General features: G+C 71.2%; 19 protein-coding genes and 2 tRNA genes. 11 read left to right on the top strand and 10 right to left on the bottom strand.

The window, feature by feature from the left end; all coding sequences use genetic code 11:
* Positions 1 to 17 precede the first annotated feature (17 nt).
* On the bottom strand, positions 18 to 1,337 hold the full coding sequence (locus tag ACWEK3_RS02645) for a M6 family metalloprotease domain-containing protein (RefSeq protein ID WP_453248728.1): 1,320 nt from the start codon (positions 1,335 to 1,337) through the stop codon (positions 18 to 20).
* A gap of 913 nt (positions 1,338 to 2,250) precedes the next feature.
* On the opposite strand from ACWEK3_RS02645, the gene ACWEK3_RS02640 reads away from it, so the two are divergent.
* Entirely contained in the window at positions 2,251 to 3,930 is a 1,680-nt protein-coding gene (locus ACWEK3_RS02640) for a putative bifunctional diguanylate cyclase/phosphodiesterase (RefSeq protein ID WP_453248777.1), read from the top strand.
* Positions 3,931 to 3,995: 65 nt separating this feature from the next.
* Here the strand turns inward: ACWEK3_RS02640 and ACWEK3_RS02635 are convergent, their stop codons facing one another.
* The 4 genes from ACWEK3_RS02635 to ACWEK3_RS02620 form a co-directional block, all read right to left on the bottom strand.
* A complete protein-coding gene (locus ACWEK3_RS02635; protein WP_361415433.1) occupies positions 3,996 to 5,105 on the bottom strand; it encodes an LLM class flavin-dependent oxidoreductase in 1,110 nt (369 codons plus the stop codon).
* 185 nt (positions 5,106 to 5,290) lie between these two features.
* On the bottom strand, positions 5,291 to 6,445 hold the full coding sequence (locus ACWEK3_RS02630) for a glutathione-independent formaldehyde dehydrogenase (protein ID WP_361415567.1): 1,155 nt from the start codon (positions 6,443 to 6,445) through the stop codon (positions 5,291 to 5,293).
* A gap of 186 nt (positions 6,446 to 6,631) precedes the next feature.
* Complete coding sequence (locus ACWEK3_RS02625) at positions 6,632 to 7,363, bottom strand: maleate cis-trans isomerase family protein (RefSeq protein ID WP_450538068.1); 732 nt, start codon at positions 7,361 to 7,363, stop codon at positions 6,632 to 6,634.
* Positions 7,360 to 8,178: a maleate cis-trans isomerase family protein gene (locus ACWEK3_RS02620; RefSeq protein WP_453248776.1), complete on the bottom strand. Its 819-nt coding sequence runs from the start codon at positions 8,176 to 8,178 to the stop codon at positions 7,360 to 7,362. Before ACWEK3_RS02620 ends, ACWEK3_RS02625 begins: the two co-directional genes overlap by 4 nt.
* A 210-nt stretch (positions 8,179 to 8,388) precedes the next feature.
* On the opposite strand from ACWEK3_RS02620, the gene ACWEK3_RS02615 reads away from it, so the two are divergent.
* On the top strand, positions 8,389 to 9,336 hold the full coding sequence (locus tag ACWEK3_RS02615; RefSeq protein WP_453248727.1) for a D-2-hydroxyacid dehydrogenase: 948 nt from the start codon (positions 8,389 to 8,391) through the stop codon (positions 9,334 to 9,336).
* Between the two features lie 18 nt (positions 9,337 to 9,354).
* Positions 9,355 to 10,758, top strand: coding sequence for an amidase (locus ACWEK3_RS02610; protein WP_453248726.1), 1,404 nt, complete (start codon positions 9,355 to 9,357; stop codon positions 10,756 to 10,758).
* Here the strand turns inward: ACWEK3_RS02610 and ACWEK3_RS02605 are convergent.
* Positions 10,739 to 11,233, bottom strand: a complete 495-nt coding sequence (locus tag ACWEK3_RS02605) for a DUF3830 family protein (RefSeq protein WP_361415425.1) — start codon at positions 11,231 to 11,233, stop codon at positions 10,739 to 10,741. The genes ACWEK3_RS02610 and ACWEK3_RS02605 overlap by 20 nt on opposite strands.
* Before the next feature lie 216 nt (positions 11,234 to 11,449).
* Between ACWEK3_RS02605 and ehuB the strand changes: the two genes are divergently transcribed.
* The 5 genes from ehuB (at position 11,450) to ACWEK3_RS02580 (ending at position 14,778) form a co-directional block, all read left to right on the top strand.
* Positions 11,450 to 12,349, top strand: a complete 900-nt coding sequence (gene ehuB, locus ACWEK3_RS02600; RefSeq protein WP_453248725.1) for an ectoine/hydroxyectoine ABC transporter substrate-binding protein EhuB — start codon at positions 11,450 to 11,452, stop codon at positions 12,347 to 12,349.
* A gap of 15 nt (positions 12,350 to 12,364) precedes the next feature.
* Positions 12,365 to 13,108, top strand: a complete 744-nt coding sequence (ehuC, locus tag ACWEK3_RS02595) for an ectoine/hydroxyectoine ABC transporter permease subunit EhuC (RefSeq protein ID WP_453248724.1) — start codon at positions 12,365 to 12,367, stop codon at positions 13,106 to 13,108.
* Entirely contained in the window at positions 13,105 to 13,749 is a 645-nt protein-coding gene (ehuD, locus tag ACWEK3_RS02590; RefSeq protein ID WP_225078553.1) for an ectoine/hydroxyectoine ABC transporter permease subunit EhuD, read from the top strand. The genes ehuC and ehuD overlap by 4 nt, the downstream gene beginning before the upstream one ends.
* Positions 13,739 to 14,572: an ectoine/hydroxyectoine ABC transporter ATP-binding protein EhuA gene (gene ehuA / locus ACWEK3_RS02585; protein WP_453248723.1), complete on the top strand. Its 834-nt coding sequence runs from the start codon at positions 13,739 to 13,741 to the stop codon at positions 14,570 to 14,572. The genes ehuD and ehuA overlap by 11 nt, the downstream gene beginning before the upstream one ends.
* Before the next feature lie 132 nt (positions 14,573 to 14,704).
* Positions 14,705 to 14,778: transfer RNA gene (locus tag ACWEK3_RS02580), tRNA-Lys, on the top strand.
* A gap of 43 nt (positions 14,779 to 14,821) precedes the next feature.
* Here ACWEK3_RS02580 and ACWEK3_RS02575 read toward each other — a convergent pair.
* The 4 genes from ACWEK3_RS02575 to ACWEK3_RS02560 all read right to left on the bottom strand — a co-directional run bounded on the left by ACWEK3_RS02575 (position 14,822) and on the right by ACWEK3_RS02560 (position 18,654).
* Complete coding sequence (locus ACWEK3_RS02575) at positions 14,822 to 15,292, bottom strand: DUF3592 domain-containing protein (RefSeq protein ID WP_453248722.1); 471 nt, start codon at positions 15,290 to 15,292, stop codon at positions 14,822 to 14,824.
* A 115-nt stretch (positions 15,293 to 15,407) separates the two neighbouring features.
* On the bottom strand, positions 15,408 to 16,013 hold the full coding sequence (locus ACWEK3_RS02570; protein WP_453248721.1) for a lytic polysaccharide monooxygenase auxiliary activity family 9 protein: 606 nt from the start codon (positions 16,011 to 16,013) through the stop codon (positions 15,408 to 15,410).
* Positions 16,014 to 16,145: 132 nt separating this feature from the next.
* Positions 16,146 to 17,291 carry an SPFH domain-containing protein gene (locus ACWEK3_RS02565; RefSeq protein WP_453248720.1) on the bottom strand — a complete coding sequence of 382 codons (1,146 nt, stop codon included), beginning with the start codon at positions 17,289 to 17,291 and terminating at the stop codon, positions 16,146 to 16,148.
* 73 nt (positions 17,292 to 17,364) lie between these two features.
* Positions 17,365 to 18,654 carry a peptidoglycan-binding protein gene (locus ACWEK3_RS02560; protein ID WP_453248719.1) on the bottom strand — a complete coding sequence of 430 codons (1,290 nt, stop codon included), beginning with the start codon at positions 18,652 to 18,654 and terminating at the stop codon, positions 17,365 to 17,367.
* A gap of 185 nt (positions 18,655 to 18,839) precedes the next feature.
* Here ACWEK3_RS02560 and ACWEK3_RS02555 point away from each other — a divergent pair.
* The 3 genes from ACWEK3_RS02555 to ACWEK3_RS02545 all read left to right on the top strand — a co-directional run bounded on the left by ACWEK3_RS02555 (position 18,840) and on the right by ACWEK3_RS02545 (position 23,387).
* Positions 18,840 to 18,916 (top strand) — tRNA-Lys (locus ACWEK3_RS02555).
* A 515-nt stretch (positions 18,917 to 19,431) separates the two neighbouring features.
* Entirely contained in the window at positions 19,432 to 21,456 is a 2,025-nt protein-coding gene (locus tag ACWEK3_RS02550; RefSeq protein WP_453248718.1) for a glycosyltransferase family 2 protein, read from the top strand.
* A complete protein-coding gene (locus ACWEK3_RS02545; protein WP_453248717.1) occupies positions 21,453 to 23,387 on the top strand; it encodes a galactose oxidase-like domain-containing protein in 1,935 nt (644 codons plus the stop codon). The genes ACWEK3_RS02550 and ACWEK3_RS02545 overlap by 4 nt, the downstream gene beginning before the upstream one ends.
* The last annotated feature ends 69 nt before the right edge of the window (positions 23,388 to 23,456 follow it).

Genomic DNA, 23,456 nt, shown 5'->3' with positions numbered 1-23,456 from the left:
TTTGTGAGCGGCGGGCGTCACACCGTGGTGATCTTGATCGTGTACGCGCCGGAGGCCGTACGGTTCTCCACCTCCACCCGGACCCCGTCGCCCGGCACGGTGAAGCTCTCCCCCACGTCGATCGGGGCGTCGGCGAGCGCGGGCTGGACCGAGGTCTCCTCGCAGGCCGCGGTATGCGGATGAGCGTCGATCACCTCGATCGGGCCGCCGCCGGACTCCGCCCCGCCGCGCACCCGGTACACCAGCACCCCCTGCCGGCACCCGGTCACGTCGTTGCCGACCGACGCACGCGCCTCGATGGCCAGCACGCTGTCGCTCCCGGTGCGCACCACCACCAGCTTCGTTCCGCCGCCGAGCCCGAACAGCGGCGACCCGGCGGTGGCCGTCGCCGACGAACCCGCACCCGCCGGGCCCACCTCCACCGGTTCCAGGGTCAGCCGGGTCGGCTCCGCTCGCACACAGGTCACCTGACGGCGGTCCAGCCACCCGAGCTTCCACTTGTGCCAGGCGAACAGGTCGGGTGAGAGGCCGAACTGGCTGCCCATCAGATCCCAGTCCCCGACGTAGGTGTCCCAGTCGCCCTTGCCGTCCGCGGGCCGGTGGTACAGGTCGGGCAGGTCGAAGACGTGGCCGGACTCGTGGGCGAGCACCAGCCGGTCCGGCGGGTGCCGTTCGAAGACGGTCACCACCCGCCGGATCTCCTTGCCGTCGACCCGCAGCGGGGTGTCCAGATTGACGACCTTCGTCGCGTCCGAGTCGACACCGGGCGCGTCCGGGTCGGCGACGAAGTAGACGACGTCGTAGCGCGAGAAGTCGACCTCGGGGTCGGCCGCGGCGAGCGCGTCGCGCAGATACGCGGTGCGGTCCCGGGCGTTCCAGTCCCGGTGCATCGCGTACGCGGTGGACGGGCGCGGCATCCGGAGCCAGTGCCGCAGCGGGTGGGGGCGCAGGGTGAACCTGCCGTACGACGCCTGTTCGTAGTACCGGCTGGTGGCCGGGAAGTGGTCGGCGGTGAGTTCGGCCGGGGTGGTGCGCGGGGTGGAGTCCGGGAAGGACAGGAACACCATGACGGCGTTCAGCGTCCCGGTCGGCCGCGTGTAGGAGGGGTTCCAGGTGTCCAGCCCCTCCGAGTGGTGGGCGTCCGTGCGCTGCAGGGCGCAGGGCGCGGTGGAGAACGGCTCGGCGACCGAAGGCCCGCCCAGGATCGAGGTGGCGGCGACCGCCGACATGGTGGTGAACACGGCCGCGGTGCTGCGCAGCCGGGGGCGCACCCTGGCATGGTTCAGCGCCCTGAGGACGTCATGGCCGAGCGCCTTCAGGGGCAGCTGACACGGCACGAGGACCTCCGGGGCGGTTCGCGGGACACCGCACCCAGCCTGTGGGAGTTTGTAGGGGTACGCCCTGTTTGTCTGCACCGGAAGGGTGAGGGACGCGCGTTCACGACAGGACGGTCCGACGCGGGTCCGGGGATACGACATCCCCGAACCGCTCACGGAACGTCACAAGTGGTCAGCCATATAAAGAACCGGCCCAGGTGTGATCGGAAGCGATCCAGGCGAACAGACGGTCGCCGCGCGGGACCGGCGAGTGGCTGGAAGGGGTTCGCCGGCGGCATCTATGATCGACACACTTTCCCTGCACTTTCCTGCGCGGACACGGGCCGGGCCGCCGTCCACCACCCGGCAGGCCATCCGACGAGACCGATAAGAAGAACCGAGTGCACTGCGGGAGCGAGCGGTGAGCGGAACGTCCGAAGGGCCGACGCCCGCGGCAGACCTCATCCGACCTACGGTCACAGAGAGTGATGTCGCGAGACCTCCGGGTACCGACCCGGTCACGGCCGCCGCCGCCGAGCGGGCCGACGCCCCCACCGCGCCCACGCCCTCCGGCACCGGTCCCGCCGAGTTCCTCCCCGTCCACGGCCTCACCCCGATGGCGGAACCGGCCCCCGCCGGCCCCCGATTCACCGTCCTGGCCGAATCCGTGCCCGCCGTCATGGACCTGCTCGGGTCCGCACCACCACCGGCCTGCACCACCCCGGAACCCGCCCGGGAATCAGCCCCGGCACCCATCCTGGAACCGGCACCCGAATCCGTCCTGGAACCGGCCCCGGACTCCGCCCCGGGCTCCACCCCGGACTGCCTCCTGAACGCCGCTCCGAGCGGCGCCCCGGACCCCGCCCCGAACGCCGCCCAAGCCCCTGGGGCCGAGCGCCCCTTCCGGTCCGCGTTCGCCGCGGCGCCGCTGGCGATGGCCGTCGTCGACCACGAGGGCCTGGTCGTCAGCGCCAACGAGACCTTCGGCGCGCTCCTCGGCGCCGGCCCCGACGAACTGGCGGGGCAGCCCGCCGCCGATCTGGTGGACCTGGCCTCCGACACCCGCACCCGGCACGCCTACGGGGAGGTGCTGCGCGGCCGGCAGGCCCGGCTGCGCTGCGCCCGCCGGCTCAAGCACCCCGACGGCCACCGGCTGTGGGTCCAGGTCACGGTCGCGCCCCTGACCCCCGGCTCCCCGGGCGTGCTGCTGTCCGTGGCCGACATCAGCGCCCGGCGGGAACTCCAGGCCCGGCTGCGGCACTTGAAGAACCACGACCCGGTGACCCGGCTGCCCAACCGCACCCTGTTCTTCGAGCGCCTGTCGGCCGCGCTGGAGACGGAGTCGTACGAGCGCGGCGGGAGCGGCAGGGTCGGCCTGTGCAACCTGGACCTCGACGGTTTCAAGGCGGTCAACGACACCCTCGGCCACCGTGTCGGCGACCGGCTGCTCGCCGCGGTGGCCGAACGGCTGACCCGGTGCGCCGACGAGGCCGGCCACGGCCGCACCAGCACACCGCTGGTGGCCAGGCTCGGCGGCGACGAGTTCGCGCTGCTCGTCGAGGACTCGACCGGCACCGAGCAGCTCGCGGAGCTGGCCGAGTCGGTGCTCTCGGCCCTCCAGGAACCCTTCGAGGTCGCCGGCCGGCTCCTGTCGGTGTCGGCGTCCATCGGCGTGGTCGAGCGGCACGCGGCCGGATCGTCGGCCACCGCGCTGATGCAGGCCGCCGACACGACGCTGTACTGGGCGAAGGCGGACGGCAAGGCCCGCTGGACCCTGTTCGACCCCGAGCGCAACGCGCACCGCATGACCCGTCAGGCCCTGGTCTCCACGCTGCGCGCGGCCGTCGAACGCGGCGAGTTCGCCCTGGAGTACCAGCCGCTGGTCGGCATGGAGGACGGGCGGCTGCGCGGGGTCGAGGCCCTCGTCCGCTGGCGGCACCCGGAGTTCGGCACGCTGACGCCGAATCGGTTCATCGCGCTGGCGGAGGAGGACGGCTCGATCGTGCCGCTGGGCCGCTGGATCCTGGCCACCGCCTGCCACCAGGCCCGCCGCTGGCAGCTGGACCACCCGGACGAGCCGCCGATCTTCGTCAGCGTCAACGTGGCCGTCCGCCAGGTGTGGGACTCCGACCTGGTCGCGGACGTGGCCGAGGTGCTCGCCCGGACCGGGCTGGCGCCGCACCTGCTCCAGCTGGAGCTGACCGAGTCGGCCGTGATGGGCTCGGCCGGGCGGCCGCTCGAGGCCCTGCGGTCCCTGAACGACATGGGCGTGCACATCGCCATCGACGACTTCGGCACCGGATACTCCAACCTCGCCTACCTCAGCCGCCTGCCGGTGTCGGCGCTGAAGCTGGACGGCTCCTTCGTGCGGGGGTTCCAGCACGAGGATCCGGAGGGCGCGGCGAGCCGGCCGAGCCCCGCGGACGAGGTCATCGTGGAGGCGATGATCCAGCTCGCCCACCGGCTGGGGCTGACCGTCACCGCCGAGTGCGTGGAGACGTCCGACCAGGCGAGCAGGCTGCGCCGGATCGGCTGCGACACCGGACAGGGGTGGCTGTACTCACGGCCTGTGTCGCCCGACCGCATCTCCGAGCTGCTGGCCGGCCGGAGCTGAACCAGTTCGGGCGGCCGGAGCCGGAGCCGGGCCCGTTCGGTCGGCCGGAGCTGGGACCGGCCCGTTCAGTCGCCGGGCAGTGACCGAACGTCCGCCGGCAGTCCGTAGGCGTCCGCGATGAGTTCGTAGCTGCGCAGGCGTACGGCACCGCTGTGCGCGTTGCTCGTGATCATCAACTCGTCGGCGCCGGTGCGCTTTTGCAGGTCGTCGAGACCGGAGCGGACCTCGTCGGGGGTGCCGTGGACGACGTTGGCGTTCCAGGAATCGACGAACTCCCGCTCCATCGAGCTGAATTCGTGCGCCTCCGCCTCCTCCGGGGTGGGCACGAGGCCGGGGCGGCCGGTTCGCAGCCGGACCATGTTCAGGGCGGCGGCCAGCACCTGGCGGCGCGCCTCGCGCTCCTCCTCGGTGGCGAGGGCGGCGACGCCGATGAGGGCGTACGGGGCATCCAGCACCGCGCTCGGGCGGAACGAATCGCGGTAGAGGTCGAGGGCAGGGACGGTGTTCTGCGCGGAGAAGTGGTGGGCGAACGCGAACGGCAGGCCGAGCGTGCCGGCCAGGCGGGCGCTGAAGCCGGAGGAGCCGAGCAGCCAGACCGGCGGGCGGTGCCGGGACTGCACGCCACCCGGGGAGGTCGCCTGGACCGGGCCGGGCACGGCGTGGATGCGGCGGTAGGGGTGGCCGTCGGGGAAGTCGTCGTCGAGGAAGCGGATCAGCTCGGCGAGCTGCTGGGGGAAGTCGTCGGCGCCCCCGTCGAGGTGGTCGGTGCGGCGCAGGGCAGCGGCGGTGGCGCCGTCCGTGCCGGGGGCGCGGCCGAGACCCAGGTCGACGCGGCCGGGTGCCAAGGCCTCCAGGGTGCCGAACTGCTCCGCGATGACCAGCGGGGCGTGGTTGGGCAGCATGACGCCGCCGGAGCCGAGGCGGATCCGGTCGGTGTGGGCGGCGAGGTGGGCGAGGATCACGGCCGGTGAGGAGGAGGCGACGCCCGGCATCGAGTGGTGCTCGGCGACCCAGTAGCGGTGGTAGCCGCGGGATTCCGCCGTCCTCGACAGGGCGGCGCTGGTGCGCAGCGCGTCGGTGGCGGTGTACCCCGCGCCCACGGTCACCAGATCCAGTACGGACAGGGGTACCGGGGCGGTCCCGAGTGCCGTGCCCCTGATCTCGTCTCCCGCCACGGGTGCCTCCCTGCTCTTGGCCGTGCCTTTTCCGACCGGCGTCAACAGGGAACCGCTGCCGTTTGTTCCTCTCCCCCCGGCCCGCGCGTCTCGCATGCGTGAAGGAGCCGCCACGGAGCTCCGCCACGGACCCTGACGGGGCCCGGGGCGGAGCCTCAGCCGCGACGGCTCGTCTCAGCCCGCGTTCACGCCGCGAGCGCGTGGCCCGGATGCAGGACCACCTTGGTGTAGCCCTCGATCCGCTTGTCGAACTTCTGGTACGCCTGGGGCGCGTCGGCCAGCGGCAGCTCGTGGGAGACCACGAAGCTGGGCTTGGCGCGCCCGGCGATGATCAGATCGCGCAGCTGGCGGTTGTACTGCTTCACGTTGCACTGGCCGGTGCCCATCTGCTGGCCCTTCTCGAACATCTTGCCGATGGAAACCAGCAGCTGGCCGTGCTTGGCGTGCTCGTCGGGTCCGCCCGGGTCGGAGGGCACGTACAGCCCCGGTATGCCGAGCAGGCCGGTGGGCCGTACCGTCTCGACCAGCGTGTTGAGGACGACGGCGGGCTCCTCGTGGCTGACGTCCTTGTGCGACTGGGCCTGGTAGCCGACGGCGTCCACACCCTTGTCGGTGCCCTCGCCGTTGGTCATCTCCTTGATCTGCTCGGTCGGGTCGCCCTGGGTGAAGTCGATGGGGATGGCCCCGATCTCCTCCGCCTTGGCGAGCCGCTCGGGCACGCGGTCGACCGAGAACACCATCGACGCGCCGCGCAGCAGCGCCGAGTACGCGCCCATCAGGCCCACCGGTCCGGCGCCGAAGACGGCGACGGACTCACCGGGCGACACCTTGGCGAGTTCGCAGCCGTGGTAGCCGGTGGGGAAGATGTCGGCGAGCAGCACGAAGTCCGTCTCGAACTCGTCGCCCGGCGGCAGCTTCAAACAGTTGAAGTCGGCGAACGGCACCCTCAGCCGCTCGGCCTGACCGCCGGTGTAGGGGCCCATCGCCACGTATCCGTAGGCGCCTCCGGCGAAGCCGGGGTTCACCGTCAGACAGAACCCGGTCTTCCCGGCGAGACAGTTCTTGCAGAACCCGCAGGCCACGTTGAACGGCATCACGACCCGGTCGCCCTGGGACAGCGACGTCACGCCGTCGCCGACCTCCTCGACGATGCCGAGGTTCTCGTGGCCGAAGACGATTCCCGCCTTGGCGGCCGTGCGGCCCTCGTACATGTGCAGGTCGGAACCGCAGATCGCGGTGGACGTGACCCGTACGATCACATCGTTCGGGTGCTGGATCTGGGGATCGTCGACGTCCCTCACCGTGACGTTGAAGGGCTTTTCGTAGACGACGGCTTTCACCTGGGTCACCTCCGCGTCGAACGCTGGACGACGGCGGTGACCACGGGCCGTTGCCGGGGGACACCAACCAGGGGGATGACACAGGAAGGCGGGGGCGTCGGTCGTCCCGGGCCCCGGGCGTTCTCGCTGCACCGCCGGACACTTCCAGCGTCCGCCCGCGCGACAGGGACCGCAACCGCGCCGGTGTCACACCTGGACGATCGGCTCCCGTGTGAACAGCGCGCCCAGAGCGGGCGCGTTGACCCGGCGGTCGGTGAGTCGCAGCGCCTCCCAGACGGTCACCTGGTTCGCCGTGAGGACGGGCTTGCCGAGGTGCTTCTCCAGGGCGGGCAGGTGGGACGCCGTGTGCAGGGCGGTGTCGGGCAGCAGGACCGCGTCCGCCTCGGGGACGTCCGCCTCCCGCGCCAGGGCCAGGATCTCCGCCTCGCCCCAGGTGCCCACCTCGGCCGCGGTGATGATCCCCGCGCTGCGGGCGGCGGCCACCTCCACCTTCCCGGCGCGCAGGAAGTCCGCGAACAGGCCGGTGACGTCCTTCGGGTAGGTCGCGGCGACCGCGACCCGGTGGGCGCCGATCTCGGCCGCCGCGTGCACGAAGGCGAAGGACGTGGAGGAGGCCGGCATGCCCGCCACCCGGGCCAGCGCGCGGACCTGCTCGTGCGCGCCCTGCCAGCCGCGTACGAAACTGCCGCTGGTGCACGCCCACACCACCGCCTCCGCGCCGGACAGCCGCAGCCCCTGCACGCCCTGCGCGAGCCGCTCGGGCGAGCCCATCTCGTACAGCGCGTCCACCCGGTGCGCGTCCTCGCCGATGTCGGTGTGGACCAGGTCCACCCGGATGTTGCTGCCCAGGAGCTGCTCGATGCGCGGATAGTCGTCCTCTGCGGAGTGGCCCGGGTAGAGGAATCCGAGTGCGGTCATGGCCTGCCTTCCTGCTGTTCGTCGGACAGTACGGGCCAGGCGCCGCCGTCACCGTGCCGCCGCCTGGGCGGCGCGGGAGGCACACCGGCCGGCAGCGCCTGGTAGGGCCCCACCGCTCGGGTACCCAGCCGGCGCAGCGCAGCCCACATCGTGACCTGGTTGGCCGAGATCACCGGTATGCGCAGCTCGGCCTCCAGCTGCGGGATCACGTCGTAGGTCGGCAGGTTCGTGCAGGACAGGAACAGCGCCTGGGGGCGGTTGCGGCGCGCGGCCCGGCGGGCCATGTCGACCACGCCGCGGTACGGCACCTTCCAGATGTGCCGGGTCAGCCCCATGTACGCGCACCCGGTGACGGTGACGCCGGCCTCGGCCAGGTAGTCCTGGAGCGAGCGCGTCAAGGACACCGTGTACGGGGTCACCAGCGCCACCCGCCGGGTGCCGAGTTCCGCGAGCGCCTCCAGCAGCGCCCCGGACGTGGTCACCGCGGCCACCCCGCCCGCCCGTGCCATCGCCGCGCACATCACGCGCTCGCCGGCGATCCCGCCGACGAAACTGCCCGAGGTACAGGCGTAGGCGACGACCTCGGGCGCGACGGCGGTCAGGGTGCGCACCGCGGCGTCGAGCGTCTGGTGCTCGCTGACCAGCCGCGCCAGGTCCAGGCTCACCTCCACCGGCACGAACGGCGTCCGCGTCAGGTGCAGGGAGACCTCGTCCGGCACCCACCGCCACAGCTCGCGGTCCAGCGCGAAGTCGAAGGGGGCGACGACCCCGACTCCGCGCTGCGGGCGCGGGCCGCCGAGGAAGGAGATCCCCATGCCGTTCATGTCGTTCGTGGCGTCCATGGCAGACACCTGCCTCACGTGAGGGAGACGGGAGGGCGGCACTGACGGCAAGGTGAACGACACGGTGGGAGAGCAGAGATCAACCGTCCGTACAGGCGCCCGTGTTGACGAAGGTAGGTTCGGGTGCGAGCGTGGTCAATCCATGCACGTCAGACGGCCGCCCCTTTCGAGAAACGGCTCGCCATGAGTGTCCCCGTCCTGCTTGTCCTGGACGCCGATCCGCCGCCGCGTCTGGGCCGGCTCACCGGCCGCGCCCGGATCGTGCGCACGGACGCGGCCGGGCTGGCCGCGCGGCTTCCCGAGGCGGACGTGCTGCTCGTGTGGGACTTCACCTCCACCGCGGTGCGGGAGGCCTGGCCGGGCGAGGGCCCGCGGCCCCGCTGGGTGCACACGGCGAGCGCGGGCGTGGACCATCTGATGTGTCCCGAGATCGCGGCGTCCGGCACGATGGTGACCAACGCGCGGGGCGTGTTCGACGAACCGATCGCCGAGTACGTCGCCGCGCTCGTCCTCGCCCAGGCCAAGGACCTGCCGCGGACCCTGGACTTCCAGCGCGAGGGGCGGTGGCTGCACCGCGAGTCGCAGCGGGTGGCCGGTACGCGCGCGTGTGTCGTGGGCTCCGGGCCGATCGGCCTGGCGATCGCCCGCACGCTCGGCGCGCTGGGGGTGCGGGCGGCGGTCGTCGGCCGTGCCGCGCGCGCCGGAGTGCACGGCCCGGAGGACCTGGACCGGCTCGTCGCCCGCGCCGACTGGGTGATCGCGGCGGCCCCGCTGACCGAGGAGACCCGCGGCATGTTCGACGCCCGCCGGTTCGGCCTCATGCAGCCCTCGGCGCGCTTCGTCAACGTCGGCCGGGGGCAGCTCGTCGACGAGGAGGCGCTTGTCCGGGCGCTCACGGACCGCTGGATCGCGGGCGCCGCCCTGGACGTCTTCCAGGACGAACCCCTCACCCCGGACAGCCCGTTGTGGCGGGTGCCGGGCCTGGTCGTGTCCCCGCACATGAGCGGTGACACGGTCGGCTGGCGGGACGAGCTGGCGGCCCAGTTCGTCGATCTGTACGGACGCTGGGAGGCGGGCGAGCCGCTGCCGAACGTCGTCGACAAACGGCGCGGATACGTACCGGGACACTGACCCCTGTCTGGAGGCGCGATGACCGAACTCACCGAGCTGACCGCGGGAGAACTGCTCGACGGCTACCGCAAGGGCGAGTTCAGCCCAGTGGAGGCCACCCGGGCGGCCCTGGAACGGGCCGAGCGGATCCAGCCGGAGGTGAACGCGTTCGTCCGGATCACCGCCGAGGACGCCCTGGCGCGGGCCCGGGAGTCGGCGGACCGGTGGCGGCGCGGAAGGCCGTCGGGGCTGCTGGACGGGGTGCCGGTCACCGTCAAGGACATCCTGCTGCTGCGTGGCCATCCCACCCTGCGCGGTTCCAGGACCGTGCCGGAGGAGGGCCGTTGGGACGAGGACGCCCCCTCGGTGGCCCGGCTGCGCGAGCACGGCGCGGTCTTCCTCGGCAAGACCACGACCCCCGAGTTCGGCTGGAAGGGCGTCACGGACTCCCCGCTGACCGGTGTCACCCGCAACCCCCACGACCCGGCCCGCACCGCCGGCGGCTCCAGTGGCGGCAGCGCGGCGGCCGTGGCGCTCGGCGCGGGCCCGCTGTCGCTGGGCACGGACGGCGGCGGCAGTGTGCGCATCCCGGCCGCGATGTGCGGGATCTTCGGTCTGAAGCCGACGTACGGCCGGGTCCCGCTGTATCCGCCCAGCGCCTTCGGCACCCTGTCGCACGTGGGTCCGATGACCCGGGACGCGGCGGACGCGGCGCTGCTGCTCGACGTGATCGGTGTGCCCGACGCGCGGGACTGGTCGGCGCTCGGCCCGGCCCCCGGCTCGTTCACGGAAGCGCTGGCCGGCGGGGTACGGGGGCTGCGGATCGCCTACTCGCCGTCCCTGGGCGGCCAGGTGCCGGTGCGCCCGGCGGTCGCCACGGCGGTGCGCCGGGCGGTGGCGGGGCTGGCGGAGCTCGGCGCGTACGTCACCGAGAGCGACCCCGACTTCGCCGACCCGGTGGAGGCCTTCCACACCCTGTGGTTCAGCGGCGCCGCGCGTGTCGTCCAGCATCTGGGGCCCCACCGGCGGGAGTTGCTCGACCCGGGGCTGCGGGAGATCTGCGCGGCCGGCGCCCGGCTGTCGGCGCTGGACTACCTGGCCGCCGTGGACGTCCGCATGGAACTCGGCCGCGTCATGGGCCACTTCCACCAGAGCTACGACCTGCTGGTCACGCCGACCCTGCCGATCACGGCGTTCGAGGCGGGCGCGGAGGTGCCGAAGGGTTCGGGGCACCGGCGCTGGACCGGGTGGACTCCGTTCACGTACCCGTTCAACATGACCCAGCAGCCGGCGGCGTCCGTGCCCGTGGGCCGGGACGAGGGCGGTCTGCCGGTCGGCCTCCAGATCGTGGCCGCGCGGCACCGCGACGACCTGGTGCTGCGGGCGGCCCACACGCTGTACGACGCGGGGTTGGCGACCCGGCTCACGCCCGCCGGAAGCTGAGGGTCTCCCCCGCCGCGCCGGAGCGCCACAGATCGTTGCAGGCCTGGGCCATGGCGTCCAGGCCCTCGGTGACCTGGCCCCAGACGATGCCGGGCACCCAGCCGACGTCCCCGTTGAGCAGGAGGTTGTTGCGCTCGTAGAACAGGGCGAGGTCCACGACCGTCGGCCCGGCGCCGGGTACGCGGTCGTAGCCGTAGGCCTGCGTGCCCAGTTCGGTGCCGGCGAACGAGAAGTAGCACAGATCGCCCGGGATCGGAGTGACCGTCGGATTCTCCAGCGGTGGCTCCGCCCGGGCGAACGGCGCGAAGAGCGCGTAGATCTCGTTGCGCGCGTACTTCGCGTGGTAGACGTCCCCGCTCAGCGGGAGCGCGTCCCAGACGGCGGCGCAGGTGCGCGGCGCCCGGTCGTCCAGCAGCCGCGCCGTGCAGCGGATTCCGCGCTTCTCCAGCGCGACTTCGACGTGGCGTTCCACCATGGCGCCTCCTCGCAGCTTCTGAGGGGCCGTCTGCCCGAACGCGCGGGAGTTCACACCCGTCCCTCCCCTCGGCTTCCGGACACGGAACGGTATCCCCCCGGACACCGTTGGATTACATCCCCAAGTCCGCCCGCATAGACGACGGAGATCGGGCAGGCGCCACCACTATCTGCGAAGGGCCCGAGCCGACGAGGCTCTTTTGGAGGGTGAGTGTCCATGTCCGAGTTCCCCAACCTGTCCCGCCGGGGCTTTCTGACCAGGACGGCGGCCGTGGGCGGCGTGCTCACCGTCCCCGGGCTGCTGGCCGCCTGCAGCAAGACGGACAGCGGCGACGGCAAGGGCTCGAAGCTGGAACAACTGAAGAAGCAGGGCTATGTGAAGGTGGCCTACGCCAACGAGGCCCCGTACGGCTTCGAGGAGGGCGGGCAGCTCAAGGGCGAGGCACCGACGCTGCACAGAGAGATCTTCAAGGCCCTGGGAGTGGACGAGCTGAAGCCGACCTTCTCCGAGTGGGACGGTCTGATCCCCGGTCTCCAGGCCGGCAAGTACGACGTGATCAGTGCGGGCATGGCCATCATCCCGGAGCGCTGCCAGAAGGCCCTCTTCTCCGAGCCCGAGTTCGTCTCGCCCACCGCGATGATGGTGAAGAAAGGCAACCCGAAGAACCTGACCGACCTCGCCGCCGCCAAGTCGGCCGGGGCGACCATCGGCGTGATGTCGGGCGCGGTGGAGAAGGGCTACGTCACCGCCGCCGGGATCTCCGAGAGCGGCGTACGGACGCTGCAGAAGCCGCAGGACGGCGCGGACGCGGTCGCGCAGGGCAGGATCGACGCCTTCGTGCTGACGGGCATCTCGCTGCGCTGGCTGGCCAGGACCAACCCGAAGGTGGAGGTCACCGACTCGTTCGTGCCGGTGGTCGGCGGCGTGAAGCAGTACAGCCCGGGCGGCGCCGTCTTCCGCAAGGGCAGCGAGGAGCTCCGGGACGCCTTCAACGAGCAGCTGAAGAAGATCACCTCGGATCCGGGCCGGTACGTGCAGCTCGTCGGGGAGTACGGGTTCGGCAAGGACACGATCCCGCCGGCGGACCTGAAGACCGCCGACCTGTGCAAGGGCTGACGGGGACGCCTGTCCATGGGTGACTTCTACACGTACTTCTTCGACCACATCTCCAACGTGTGGTCGGGGCTGCTGGTGACGGTCGAGGCCACGGTCCTCGGCTCGGCCGTCGCGCTCGCCCTGTCCTTCGTGTTCGGCTTCGCGGCCAACAGCAGGCTCCTGCTCGCGCGCGGCGTCTCCCGGGTGGTCGTGGAGTTCCTCCGCGGCACCTCGCTGTACGTCCAGCTGTTCTGGCTGTACTACGCGTTCCCGCTGCTGTCCGGGTACGAACTGTCGCCGCTGTTCTGCGGTGTGGTGGCGTTCGGCATGAACTACGGCGCCTACGGCTCCGAGGTGGTGCGCGGCGCGCTGAACGCCGTGCCCAAGGCGCAGTGGGAGGCCGCCGTCGCGCTGAACATGACGCCGCCGCAACGCATGCGCCGGGTGATCCTGCCGCAGGCGTGGGTGCAGATGATCCCCTCGTTCACGAACCTGCTGATCCAGCTGCTGAAGTGCACCCCGCTGCTGTGGCTGATCTCCGCGGCCGACCTGACGACGGTGGTCCAGCAGATGCGTGACCGCACCGGCGCGACCACGTGGGCCTATCTGACCCTGCTGGTGATCTACTTCGTCCTCGCCTACGCGCTGACCCTGCTGATGAACGCCCTGGAGCGGCACGCCAAGTCCCGGCTCGGCCTGCACACGGACCGCCGCGCCCTGCTGCGCCGCCGCGGCGCCGATTCGGCGGGCGAGCCCGAGATGGCGGGAGGCGCCTCGTGAGCTACGAATGGGACTGGGGCGCGGTCCGCGACTCGCTGCCGCTGCTGTGGCACGGCTTTCTGACCACGCTGCTGGCCACGGTCCTCGGTACCGCGGTGGCCGCCGTCCTCGGCCTGCTCGTGGCCGTGGCCGGACGGGTGCCGAGCCGGCTGGTCACCGTGCCGGTGCGGACGGTCACCGAGTTCGTCCGGTCCACCCCGCTGCTGGTGCAGCTGGTCGGCGCCTACGCGGTCTTCAACACGGTGGACCCGCTGACCATCGGCGTCGCGGTGCTCGGCATCCACTACGCCTCCTACCTGTCGGAGGTGTACCGGGCCGGCATCGACGCCGTGCCGAAGGGCCAGTGGGAGGCGTGCCGGGCGCTGTCCATGTCGCCGCGCCGCACCTGGCAGGCGGTGATCCTGCCGCAGGCGGTGCGCAAGGTGCTGCCGGCGCTGGGCAACTACGGCATCTCGATGTTCAAGGAGACCCCGTTCCTGGCCGTCATCACGGTCCAGGAGATGGTCGCCAAGGCCCGTGAGTACGGCGCGGACCACTTCACCTACGCCGAGACGTTCACCCTGGCGGGCCTGTTCTTCCTGGCGGCAAGCTACCCGACCTCGCTTCTGATGAGAAAGCTGGAGAAGCGCCTTGGCCACTGACCCTTTGCAGAAGACGCCGCCACAGGCGCCCGAGAACGTGACGCCGGACGCGCCGCCCGCGGATCTGGTCCGCTTCGACCAGGTGGTCAAGCGCTTCGGCGATCATGTCGTGCTCGACCGGCTGGACTTCGCCGTCCAGCGCGGTGAGCACGTGACGCTGATCGGGCCGAGCGGCTCGGGGAAGACGACCATCCTGCGGCTGCTGATGACGCTCGAGCGCGTCAGCGACGGCGTGATCCACGTGGCCGGCGAGCCGCTGTCCCACATGCCCGGCCCGGACGGGACCCTGCACCCGGCGAACGAGAAGCACCTGCGCCGGATCCGCAGGAAGATCGGGATGGTCTTCCAGCAGTTCAACCTGTTCCCGAACATGAGGGTGCTCCAGAACATCACGGAGGCGCCCGTCAACGTGCTCGGGCTCGGCCGCGAGGAGGCGGAGGAGCGGGCCCGTGAACTCCTCGACCTCGTCGGGCTGGCGGACAAGATCGACGCCCATCCGTCGCAGCTGTCCGGCGGCCAGCAGCAGCGGGTGGCGATCGCCCGGGCGCTCGCCATGCGGCCGGAGATCCTGCTCCTCGACGAGGTGACCTCGGCCCTGGACCCGGAGCTGGTGGCGGGCGTGCTCGACCTGCTCACGGAGATCGCGCACACCACCGACATCACGCTGCTCTGCGTGACCCACGAGATGAACTTCGCCCGGGACATCTCCGACCAGGTGCTGATGTTCGACTCGGGCCGGGTGATCGAGTCCGGGCCGCCGGAGAAGCTCTTCGGCGACCCCGACCACGAGCGCACCCGGGAGTTCCTGAGCGCCGTGCTGTAGGGGCCGCTCCGGGGCGCCGGCGGCCTTCCGGGCCGTCCCGGCGCCCCGGCCCCCGGGATGGTCGAAGCACCCCCGAGGACCAGGTAGTATTTTCTTCGTCGCCGACCGCGGGAAGCGGACGGCGGGAGTCATGCGCCGCTAGCTCAGTTGGTTAGAGCAGCTGACTCTTAATCAGCGGGTCCGGGGTTCGAGTCCCTGGCGGCGCACAGATGAAGGGCCCCTCGTGATCACGAGGGGCCCTTCTCGCGTCTACGGCAGGAAGACGTCCGCCGCCGGGACGAACGAGAAGAACACGTGGACGACGACCATGAAGATCACGCAGCCGGTGATGAAGACGCCCAGGAAAGCCACCAGGCAGCCCGATTCCGCCGCGAGCTTCCCGCGTGCCGGGGCGTGGGCCGTCGCCCGCTCCGGCCGCTCCGCCGCGTAGTACACGGTGACGATGTCGCCCTCGACGACCGTCGCGGGTCCGTTGCTCTCCTCGAAGCGGACGCTGTGGCCGTCACGCGTGGTGAACTCGTACACGTGGTGCAGCGTCGTGCTCACCGTGGTCTCCCCGCCGCCGCTGGTTGTGGTGTACGTCCGCAGACACCGCGCCTCGGCCGTGAGCCCGCTGCCCCAGGCACTGCGCACCTCCCGGGCACGGCGGAGGACTCTGGTCAGCAGGAAGACCGCGGTGCCGATCATGAGCAGCGGCACGACGTAGAACAGCACTTCCATGAGATCCCCCGGACTCCGGCGCGGCCGTGATCGGCCGGCGTGGGGGGAATCTACCCACGCCGGCCTGTCCGGTGGCTCAGGGAATGCTCAGATCGGGGAACGCCCGGATCGACGCTCAGAACGTGACGTCGGAGCAGGCGTAGAACGCGTTGCCCGTGTCGGCGATCGTCCAGACCGCGAGGATGACGTGGTGGCCGCTCAGCCCGGTGGGCAGGGTGCCGCTGTGGCTGAGGGTGGCCGGCGGGCGCTGCCCGCCGTAGGGCACCGTCAGGAACGGGGTCGTGTTGAGGTCGGCGCGGGTCAGGGCGTGGTTCTGGTTCCAGCCCTGCTTGGTCACGTAGTACTTGAAGTCCGTCGTGGCGTGCATGGCCGTGAACTGCCAGCGGAAGGTGTAGCTCTGGCCGCCGTTGACCTTGGTGGTCGGCCAGGCGCCGCCCGAGGGGGTCTTGGGGCTGTCGAGCTGGCTGAACCGGGTGTTGTTCCCGGAGCAGAGCTGTCCGTCGGCCGCCCCGGAGGCCGGGAAGCCCTTCGGGCCCTCGACGCTCTGCGGCTCCCACTGGATGTCGCCGCAGTTGGCGACGGATCCGTTGTTGCAGAGCTTCTGCCGGCTGATGGGCAGGTCGGTGTAGCCGTGGCTGCTGGCGCCGCCGGTGGAGAGCACGAAGGCTCCGGCGGTCGTGAGGCCGAGCACGGCTGCGGAGATCTTGGCCTTGGTGCGCATACTGCCGCTCCTGGAGATGTGGGGGAGGTTCAGTGAGCTGTGCAGGTCTAGACCAAATTCAGGCTATTGCCGTTACTTGAACATGTCCATACCAAAGACACGCCCTCCCCCGCCCCCGTCACGCCATCCCCGTCACGGCCCCGGTTCCCGGCCTCCCGCGCAGAACGCCACCGTCAAGTCCCGTACCAGCAGCTTGCGTTCATAGTCGTTGAGGTCGACAAGACCTCTGGTGGTCAGCCGGGTCACCGTGTCCTCCACCGAGTCCACCACCGAGGTGAGCATGCTCGCCCGATGCCGCGCGTCCAGTGCGGCGATGCTGCGCCGGTGCATGGCGGCGGCGACCTCCGGCGCGTACTCGACCCGGACCAGCTGGACCGAGAACACCTCCAGACCGACCGGTGCCACCTCCCGCTTCACCAGCCGGGTCAGCGTCTCCGCGGTGGCCGCCGCCCCCCGCGCGCCGCCCGGCGGGTCCACCGGCACCCGGGCCAGCGCCGCCTCGACGCACTCGCGCAGGTACGTCTCGTGGTCGTCGATCCCGAGCATGGCCCGCGCGGTGTCCCGCACCCGCCACACCACCAGCGCCACCACCCGCAGTGCGACCCCGCCCGCTTCGGCGGCCGGCATCGGCTCGCTGCGCCAGTGCCGCAGCCGGACGTCGATACGGCGGCGCGGCATCAGCGGGTTCAGCCACAGCAGCCCGGTGCGCCGGACGGTCCCCCGGTAGCGGCCGAACAGGCCGAGCACCCAGGCCCGCCCGGTCCGGCCCCGGGCCAGCCCGCCGAAACCGAACAGGGCGAGCGCCCCCGCCCCGGCGTACGCGGCCCACTGCGGTCCGCCGAGTCCGGCGTCCGCGGACGCCGGCAGCCCCAGCAGCCGCACCGCGATGTCCGGCAGCACCCCCGCCCACCACGAGGTGAGCACACAGCCCGCCGCCCCGCAGGCTCCGGCCAGCACCCCGGCCGCGCCGGGCAGCACCGGCGCCGGGCGCTCCACCAGTTCGGAGTCCATCTCCGGCACCGGGCGGGCCGGCGCGGGCACCCGGTGCCCGCGCCCCAGCCGCGGCTGCTCACCGGTGCCCTCCCTGCTGCCCACCACCGCGGGCGTGACCGGCAGCGGGATCGTGTCCGCGTCGTCGCGGAACAGCAGATGGACGGGGATCTCGGTGGTCCCCTCGTTGTGGATGAGCCGGGGGACGCAGCGGCCCGCCCAGCCGTCCGGGGCCATCATCACCTCGCGCTCGTCGTATTCGGGTGTGGGGGATGTGGTCGTACTCATACCTGCCTCCAGCCTCCGCGCCAGATGGTTCAGACGTTCGTACGGTGGATCGGCGGCCCCTCCGGGACCGCGGTCATGCGAAGAGCCGGCGCCAGGTCTCGGGCCCCGGCCGGCCGTCCGCCGCGCCGCCCCGCCACCCCTGGGCGCGCTGGAAGGCCTCGACGGCCCGCCGGTCCGCCTCCGACCAGCGCGGCCCCGGCCCGTTGGTGTAGAACCGGCCGTACCCCTTCCTCACCAGCTGCCGGCCCAGCTCGGTGACGTACCGGTTGTCGGCACCGGGCCGGAACATCGCCCGCCCCGGATAGCCGGGCACCCCGTGCGAGGCGGGGGCCGTGGCCTTGATGTCCTTGCCCTTCCCGGTCACCAGCAGCTGCCATGTCCCCGGCCCCGGCAGCCCGTCCGCGGCCGCCCCGGTCCACCCCTGGGCCCGCTGGAAGGCCTGGGTGGCCCGCCGGTCCGCCTCCGACCAGCGCGAGCCGGGCCCCTTGGCGTAGTAGGAGGCGCCGCCGCGGGCGGCGAGCATCCGGCCGAGCCGGGTGACATGCGGGTTGTTGGCGCCGGGGCCGAAGTACGCCGCTCCCGGGTACGGCGCGGGCGACGCCGCGGCGGGACCGGCCGCACCCCGGGTGACGCCCTTGTAGCGGTAGGGGACGTAGCGCTTGGAGTTGGTCCAGTACGCGTACGGAGTGGTCCTGCTGCGAGCGTGCGGCGGCGCCTGCTCGTAGGCGATGTACGAGGTGTGCCGCTGGTCGATCCAGCCGCCGAAGAGCACCACGTGTGAGCCCTTCTGAGGGTTGTCGGGGTTGTGGAAGAGCAGGATGTCGCCGGGTTGGAGCTGCTCCTTGGTGATCCGCGCCGCGTACCGGCCGAGACTGCCGGTCCACTCGTTGCGCGGCAGGTCCCAGGCCATCGAGACGAAGCCGGAGCAGTCCTGGCGGTATCCGTCGCGCCAGAAGAGGTTCATGCTGTACGGCACCCGGGCGTCCAGCCACTTCTTGGCCCGGGCGACGATCTGCGACCGGGTGGTGGCGCCGATCACGACCTGCTCCCCCGCCTTGACCGGTCCGCCCGGCCCGAACAACGCGCCCGCGACGCCCTGCGGGGTCTCCGTCTCGTCGGCCGAGGACCGGGTGTCCGGCGGCCCGGGTGTCCAGCCGGCGGTGTGGATGGCTGCCGCCGCCGGCGGCGCATGGCCCACGCCGAGGACGGCGGCGGCGGTGACGGCCGCCACGACCAGCGCGCGTTGCGCGGCGGCCGCACGGACCGGGGTGCGGGCGGCCGGGGAGCGGGAGAGGCCGCGCCCGCGCACGGGGCAGTCGCAGTCGCTCGCGGGGTCGATGTCCTCGAACACCGGAGACATCATGCGATCTTCCTCACACTTCATAGGTACATATCCTGATCTGTGCACGTTGATCATTGCCACAACTGTCCACCGGACGCGAACATTGACGGTCCGAACGATGTACAGGACGGCTCCACCGGCCCCGCCCACGGGCGCGGCTGGTCGGGGGACCCCCGGAGGTCATGTAAAGTGAACGGTGTCAGCAGGCGCCGCTAGCTCAGTTGGTTAGAGCAGCTGACTCTTAATCAGCGGGTCCGGGGTTCGAGTCCCTGGCGGCGCACCACGACAAAGGCGAGCCCGGTCCACAGGACCGGGCTCGCCTTTACTTTTTACCGGTTCCTCCCGTTCCGGCTGAACGCCTCTCCCGTCTCAGCCGTACAGAAGATCGAGCGGCGCAGGGTGTCGAACACCTCGGCGCACCCCCTCTCCGCAATGCGCGCGTATGGCCGGTAAACTCCGAGTTTCGCGTCTTGCGATCATGCTGAACACCGTAGAACCCTGGATGTTTCAAGCTGCCACCCTTTGGCGGCACTTGGGGGGTGTTGGGGATGTTGGGGGGTGTTGGGGGGTTGTAGGAGCCGGTTGCTCCGGCCGCGTGGTGAGCCGTGACTCCCACGCGTCGACGGCCGCCACGGGGGGCAGCCATGCAATCGGCGGGCCGCGGTGCCGTGTCTCCGGGGTGGGACCGACCTGGTGACCCGCGGCCGGCACGCAAACGTCCGTGACGGGCCGAGGGGGGCCTCGAACGGACGAAGGAACCGACGAACACGCGCTCGCATGCGTGTGGGGGGATGAGTCATGACGTCGACGCCGTCGGGCGCCCGGCACGAATCCGATCCTTCTGAGACGACCCGGCTACGAGTGCCGGGACACCGCACCGGCACCACGGGGACATTCCGCAGAATCAAGAAGTCCCTGCCGAAATACGACTACGAGCACTACAGCCGGCTGGCCGGCCCCCTCACCGAGCCCGACCCGGACGAGCCGTACACGGTGCAGTACCGCTCGCTGATCTCGCAGGAGCCGCACCGCATCCGGGTCGCGCTGATGCTCGCCGCCGCGCCGCTGCTGTCGCTGGTCCTGCTGGCCTGGCTGCTCCAGCCCAAGCACTGGACCGAACGCGACTATCCGGCCTACGACTTCCTGCCGGCCCTCGACGCGGTGATGCTGGTCTCGATCGGCCTGATCGAGTTCTTCCGCTGCATGAACGTGCTGTCCAACGCACACGCCACCCTGGTCGCCCGGGACCCGGTCCCGGTGGTGCCCGAGCCCGGCACACGGGTCGCGTTCCTGACCTCCTTCGTGCCCGGCAAGGAACCGCTGGAGATGGTGACCAAGACCCTGGAGGCCGCCGTACGGCTGCGTCACCGGGGCCTGTTGCACGTCTGGCTGCTCGACGAGGGCGACGACCCCGACGTGAAGGAAGTCTGCGCGCGCCTGGGAGTGCACCACTTCAGCCGCAAGGGCGTCGCGCGCTGGAACCAGGCCAAGGGTCCGCACCGCGCCAAGACCAAGCACGGCAACTACAACGCCTGGCTCCAGGCGCACGGCGACGACTACGACTTCTTCGCCTCCGTCGACACCGACCATGTCCCGCTGCCCAACTACCTGGAGCGGATGCTGGGGTACTTCCGCGACCCCGACGTCGGCTTCGTGATCGGCCCTCAGGTCTACGGCAACTACGACACGTTCGTCACCAAGGCGGCCGAGTCGCAGCAGTTCCTCTTCCACGCGCTGATCCAGCGGGCCGGCAACCGCTACGGCACGCCGATGTTCGTCGGCACCTCGAACGCCGTGCGAATCAAGGCGCTCAAGCAGATCGGCGGCCTGTACGACTCGATCACCGAGGACATGGCCACCGGCTTCGAGATGCACCGCGCCAAGAACCCGGCGACCGGCCGCAAGTGGAAGTCGGTCTACACCCCCGACGTGCTCGCGGTCGGCGAGGGCCCGAACGCCTGGACGGACTTCTTCACCCAGCAGCTGCGCTGGTCGCGAGGCACCTACGAGACGATCCTCAAGCAGTACTGGAAGGGCTTCGGCACCCTGCCGCCGGCCAAGCTCTTCAACTACACGATGATGATCATCTTCTATCCGATGTCCGCCCTCAACTGGATCCTGGCGGCCCTGAGCTGCGCGTTGTTCCTGGGCCTCGGCGCCTCGGGCGTGAACATCGACCCGACCGTGTGGCTGATGCTGTACGGCAACGCCTCGGCGCTCCAGATCAGCCTGTACGTCTGGAACCGCCGGCACAACGTCTCGCCGCACGAGCCGGAGGGCTCCGGCGGGGTGGCCGGCATGGTGATGTCGGCGCTGTCCGCGCCGGTCTACGCGCGCTCGCTGATGGACGCCGTGCTGCGGCGCAAGAGCAAGTTCGTGGTGACCCCGAAGGGCGAGTCGGCGAGCCCCGACACGCTGTTCGGGACGTTCCGCATCCACTGGTTCTTCATCCTGGTCTTCGGCGGCTCGCTCGTCGCGGGCTTCGCTCTCGGGCACTCCCACCCGGCGATGATCACCTGGGCCACGTTCGCCATGCTCGTCACCGCCGCGCCGATCTTCGCCTGGCGGTGGACGCTGCGGCAGGAGCGGCGCCGGCAGGCGTCCGGGGCCGCCGCGCCGGAGCCGTGGGACGCGGTCCCGGCGCACCCGCACCGGGCGCACACACCGGCGCAGGGGATGCCGGTCCCGGTGGCGGAGGTACCGCCGGGACACGCGCCGGGCAGCGCCGCGCAGCAGGGGCCGAGTGGGGCCGGAACGGACGGAACGACGGGCGAGCACACCATGCAGATCGCCCTCGGTGGACTGGGGGGACGTAAGGAATGAAGGACCAGGCCGGCCTCCGGCGCGCCCGACGGCTCGGGATCGGCGCGGTGGTGGTAGTCGCTCTGGCCGGAATGAACGGGCCGTGGCTCTACCGCTTCGGCACGGAGCGCTACCACCAGTACAAGATCAACAAACCCGAGTACAAGGCCGAGAACGGCCACTGGGAGATCGTCGAGTTCCCCAAGGAGTACCGGCAGAACACCATCCACGCCGTGCTGCTGCACACGGGCAAAGTGCTGATGGTGGCCGGCTCGGGCAACAACAAGCAGAACTTCGATGCCCGGCAGTTCGACACCCGTATCTGGGACCCGGTCAAGGGCACCGTCAAGAAGGTGCCCACGCCCGAGGACCTGTTCTGCACGGGCCACACCCAGCTCGCCGACGGCAAGATCCTGATCGCCGGCGGCACCAAGCGGTACGAGAAGCTCCAGGGCGACGTCACCAAGGCCGGCGGCCTGATGATCGTCCACAACGAGAACCCGGACAAGCCGATCACGCTGCCCGCGGGCACGAGGTTCACCGGCGGGGAGAACGGCAAGACGTTCGTCTCCAAGGACCCGGTGCTGGTGCCGCGCGCCAAGAAGAAGTTCGACCAGGCCGGCAGGTTCCTGGGCAACAGCCCGGGTCTGGGCCGCATCTACGTCGAGGCGCAGAAGAGCGGCGCCCGGTACGAGACGGGCACCCAGGACAACTACCGGATCCAGGGCCTGTCCGGCGACGACACCCGCAACACCTACGGCATCGCGGAGAAGCTCGCCCTGGACAAGAAGGACTTCCAGGGGATCCGGGACGCCTACGAGTTCGACCCGGTCGCCGAGAAGTACATCAAGGTCGACCCGATGAACGAGGCCCGCTGGTACCCGACGCTCGCCACCCTGAGCGACGGGAGGATCCTCAGTGTCTCCGGCCTCGACGACATCGGCCAGCTGGTCCCGGGCAAGAACGAGGTCTTCGACCCCAAGACCAAGAAGTGGACGTACACGCCGAAGGTCCGTCAGTTCCCGACCTACCCGGCGCTGTTCCTGCTGCAGAACGGCAAGCTGTTCTACTCCGGCTCCAACGCGGGCTACGGGCCGGCCGACGTGGGCCGCGACCCGGGCGTCTGGGACGTGGACAGCAACAAGTTCACCGAGGTGCCCGGCCTGAGCGACGCGCAGATGATGGAGACCTCCGGCACGGTGCTGCTGCCGCCCGCGCAGGACGAGCGGTTCATGGTGATCGGCGGCGGCGGGGTCGGCGAGTCCCAACTGGCCAGCAGGAAGACCCGCATCATCGACCTGAAGGCGAAGAACCCGCGCTTCACGGACGGTCCGACGCTGGAGAAGGGCACCCGCTACCCGCAGTCCTCGGTCCTGCCCGACGACTCCATCCTGGTCTCGGGCGGCTCCGAGGACTACCGGGGCCGCGGCGACTCCAACATCCTCCAGGCCCGGCTCTACGACCCGGGGACCAACACCTTCAAGCGGGTCGCCGACCCGCTGGTGGGCCGCAACTACCACGCCGGCTCGATCCTGCTGCCGGACGGCCGGGTGATGTTCTTCGGTTCCGACTCGCTCTACGGCGACAAGGCCAACACCAAGCCCGGCACGTTCGAGCAGCGCGTCGAGATCTACACGCCGCCGTATCTGTACCGGGACGCGCGGCCCTCCCTGTCGGGCGGCCCGCGGACCATCGCCCGGGGCGCTTCCGGCACGTTCGCCTCGCAGCACGCCGGCACGATCAAGAAGGTCCGGCTGATCCGCCCGAGTGCCTCCACACATGTCACGGACGTCGACCAGCGCTCGATCGCGCTGGACTTCACCACGTCCGGCGACAAGATCACGGTGACGGTGCCGAAGGGCCGGAACCTGGTGCAGTCGGGGTGGTACATGCTGTTCGTCGACGACGACCAGGGAACGCCGAGCGAGGCGCAGTGGGTGAAGGTCCCGTAGCGGGCCGGGGCCCGGGAGCAGCCGAGGTCCCGTAGCCGCATGCACTCAGGGGCGCCCTCCCTCCAGGGG

The organism is Streptomyces sp. NPDC004721 (assembly GCF_053601495.1).
This window is presented reverse-complemented; position numbering and strand designations above follow the sequence as displayed.

Coding starts and splice junctions, on each gene's coding strand:
- ACWEK3_RS02640 (WP_453248777.1), top strand. CDS start 2,251: ATGGCCGTCGTCGACCACGAGGGCCTGGTCGTCAGCGCCAACGAGACC.
- ACWEK3_RS02625 (WP_450538068.1), bottom strand. CDS start 7,363: ATGACCGCACTCGGATTCCTCTACCCGGGCCACTCCGCAGAGGACGAC.
- ACWEK3_RS02620 (WP_453248776.1), bottom strand. CDS start 8,178: ATGGGGATCTCCTTCCTCGGCGGCCCGCGCCCGCAGCGCGGAGTCGGG.
- ACWEK3_RS02615 (WP_453248727.1), top strand. CDS start 8,389: ATGAGTGTCCCCGTCCTGCTTGTCCTGGACGCCGATCCGCCGCCGCGT.
- ACWEK3_RS02610 (WP_453248726.1), top strand. CDS start 9,355: ATGACCGAACTCACCGAGCTGACCGCGGGAGAACTGCTCGACGGCTAC.
- ACWEK3_RS02605 (WP_361415425.1), bottom strand. CDS start 11,233: ATGGTGGAACGCCACGTCGAAGTCGCGCTGGAGAAGCGCGGAATCCGC.
- ehuB (WP_453248725.1), top strand. CDS start 11,450: ATGTCCGAGTTCCCCAACCTGTCCCGCCGGGGCTTTCTGACCAGGACG.
- ehuC (WP_453248724.1), top strand. CDS start 12,365: ATGGGTGACTTCTACACGTACTTCTTCGACCACATCTCCAACGTGTGG.
- ACWEK3_RS02575 (WP_453248722.1), bottom strand. CDS start 15,292: ATGGAAGTGCTGTTCTACGTCGTGCCGCTGCTCATGATCGGCACCGCG.
- ACWEK3_RS02570 (WP_453248721.1), bottom strand. CDS start 16,013: ATGCGCACCAAGGCCAAGATCTCCGCAGCCGTGCTCGGCCTCACGACC.
- ACWEK3_RS02565 (WP_453248720.1), bottom strand. CDS start 17,291: ATGAGTACGACCACATCCCCCACACCCGAATACGACGAGCGCGAGGTG.
- ACWEK3_RS02560 (WP_453248719.1), bottom strand. CDS start 18,654: ATGATGTCTCCGGTGTTCGAGGACATCGACCCCGCGAGCGACTGCGAC.
- ACWEK3_RS02550 (WP_453248718.1), top strand. CDS start 19,432: ATGACGTCGACGCCGTCGGGCGCCCGGCACGAATCCGATCCTTCTGAG.
- ACWEK3_RS02545 (WP_453248717.1), top strand. CDS start 21,453: ATGAAGGACCAGGCCGGCCTCCGGCGCGCCCGACGGCTCGGGATCGGC.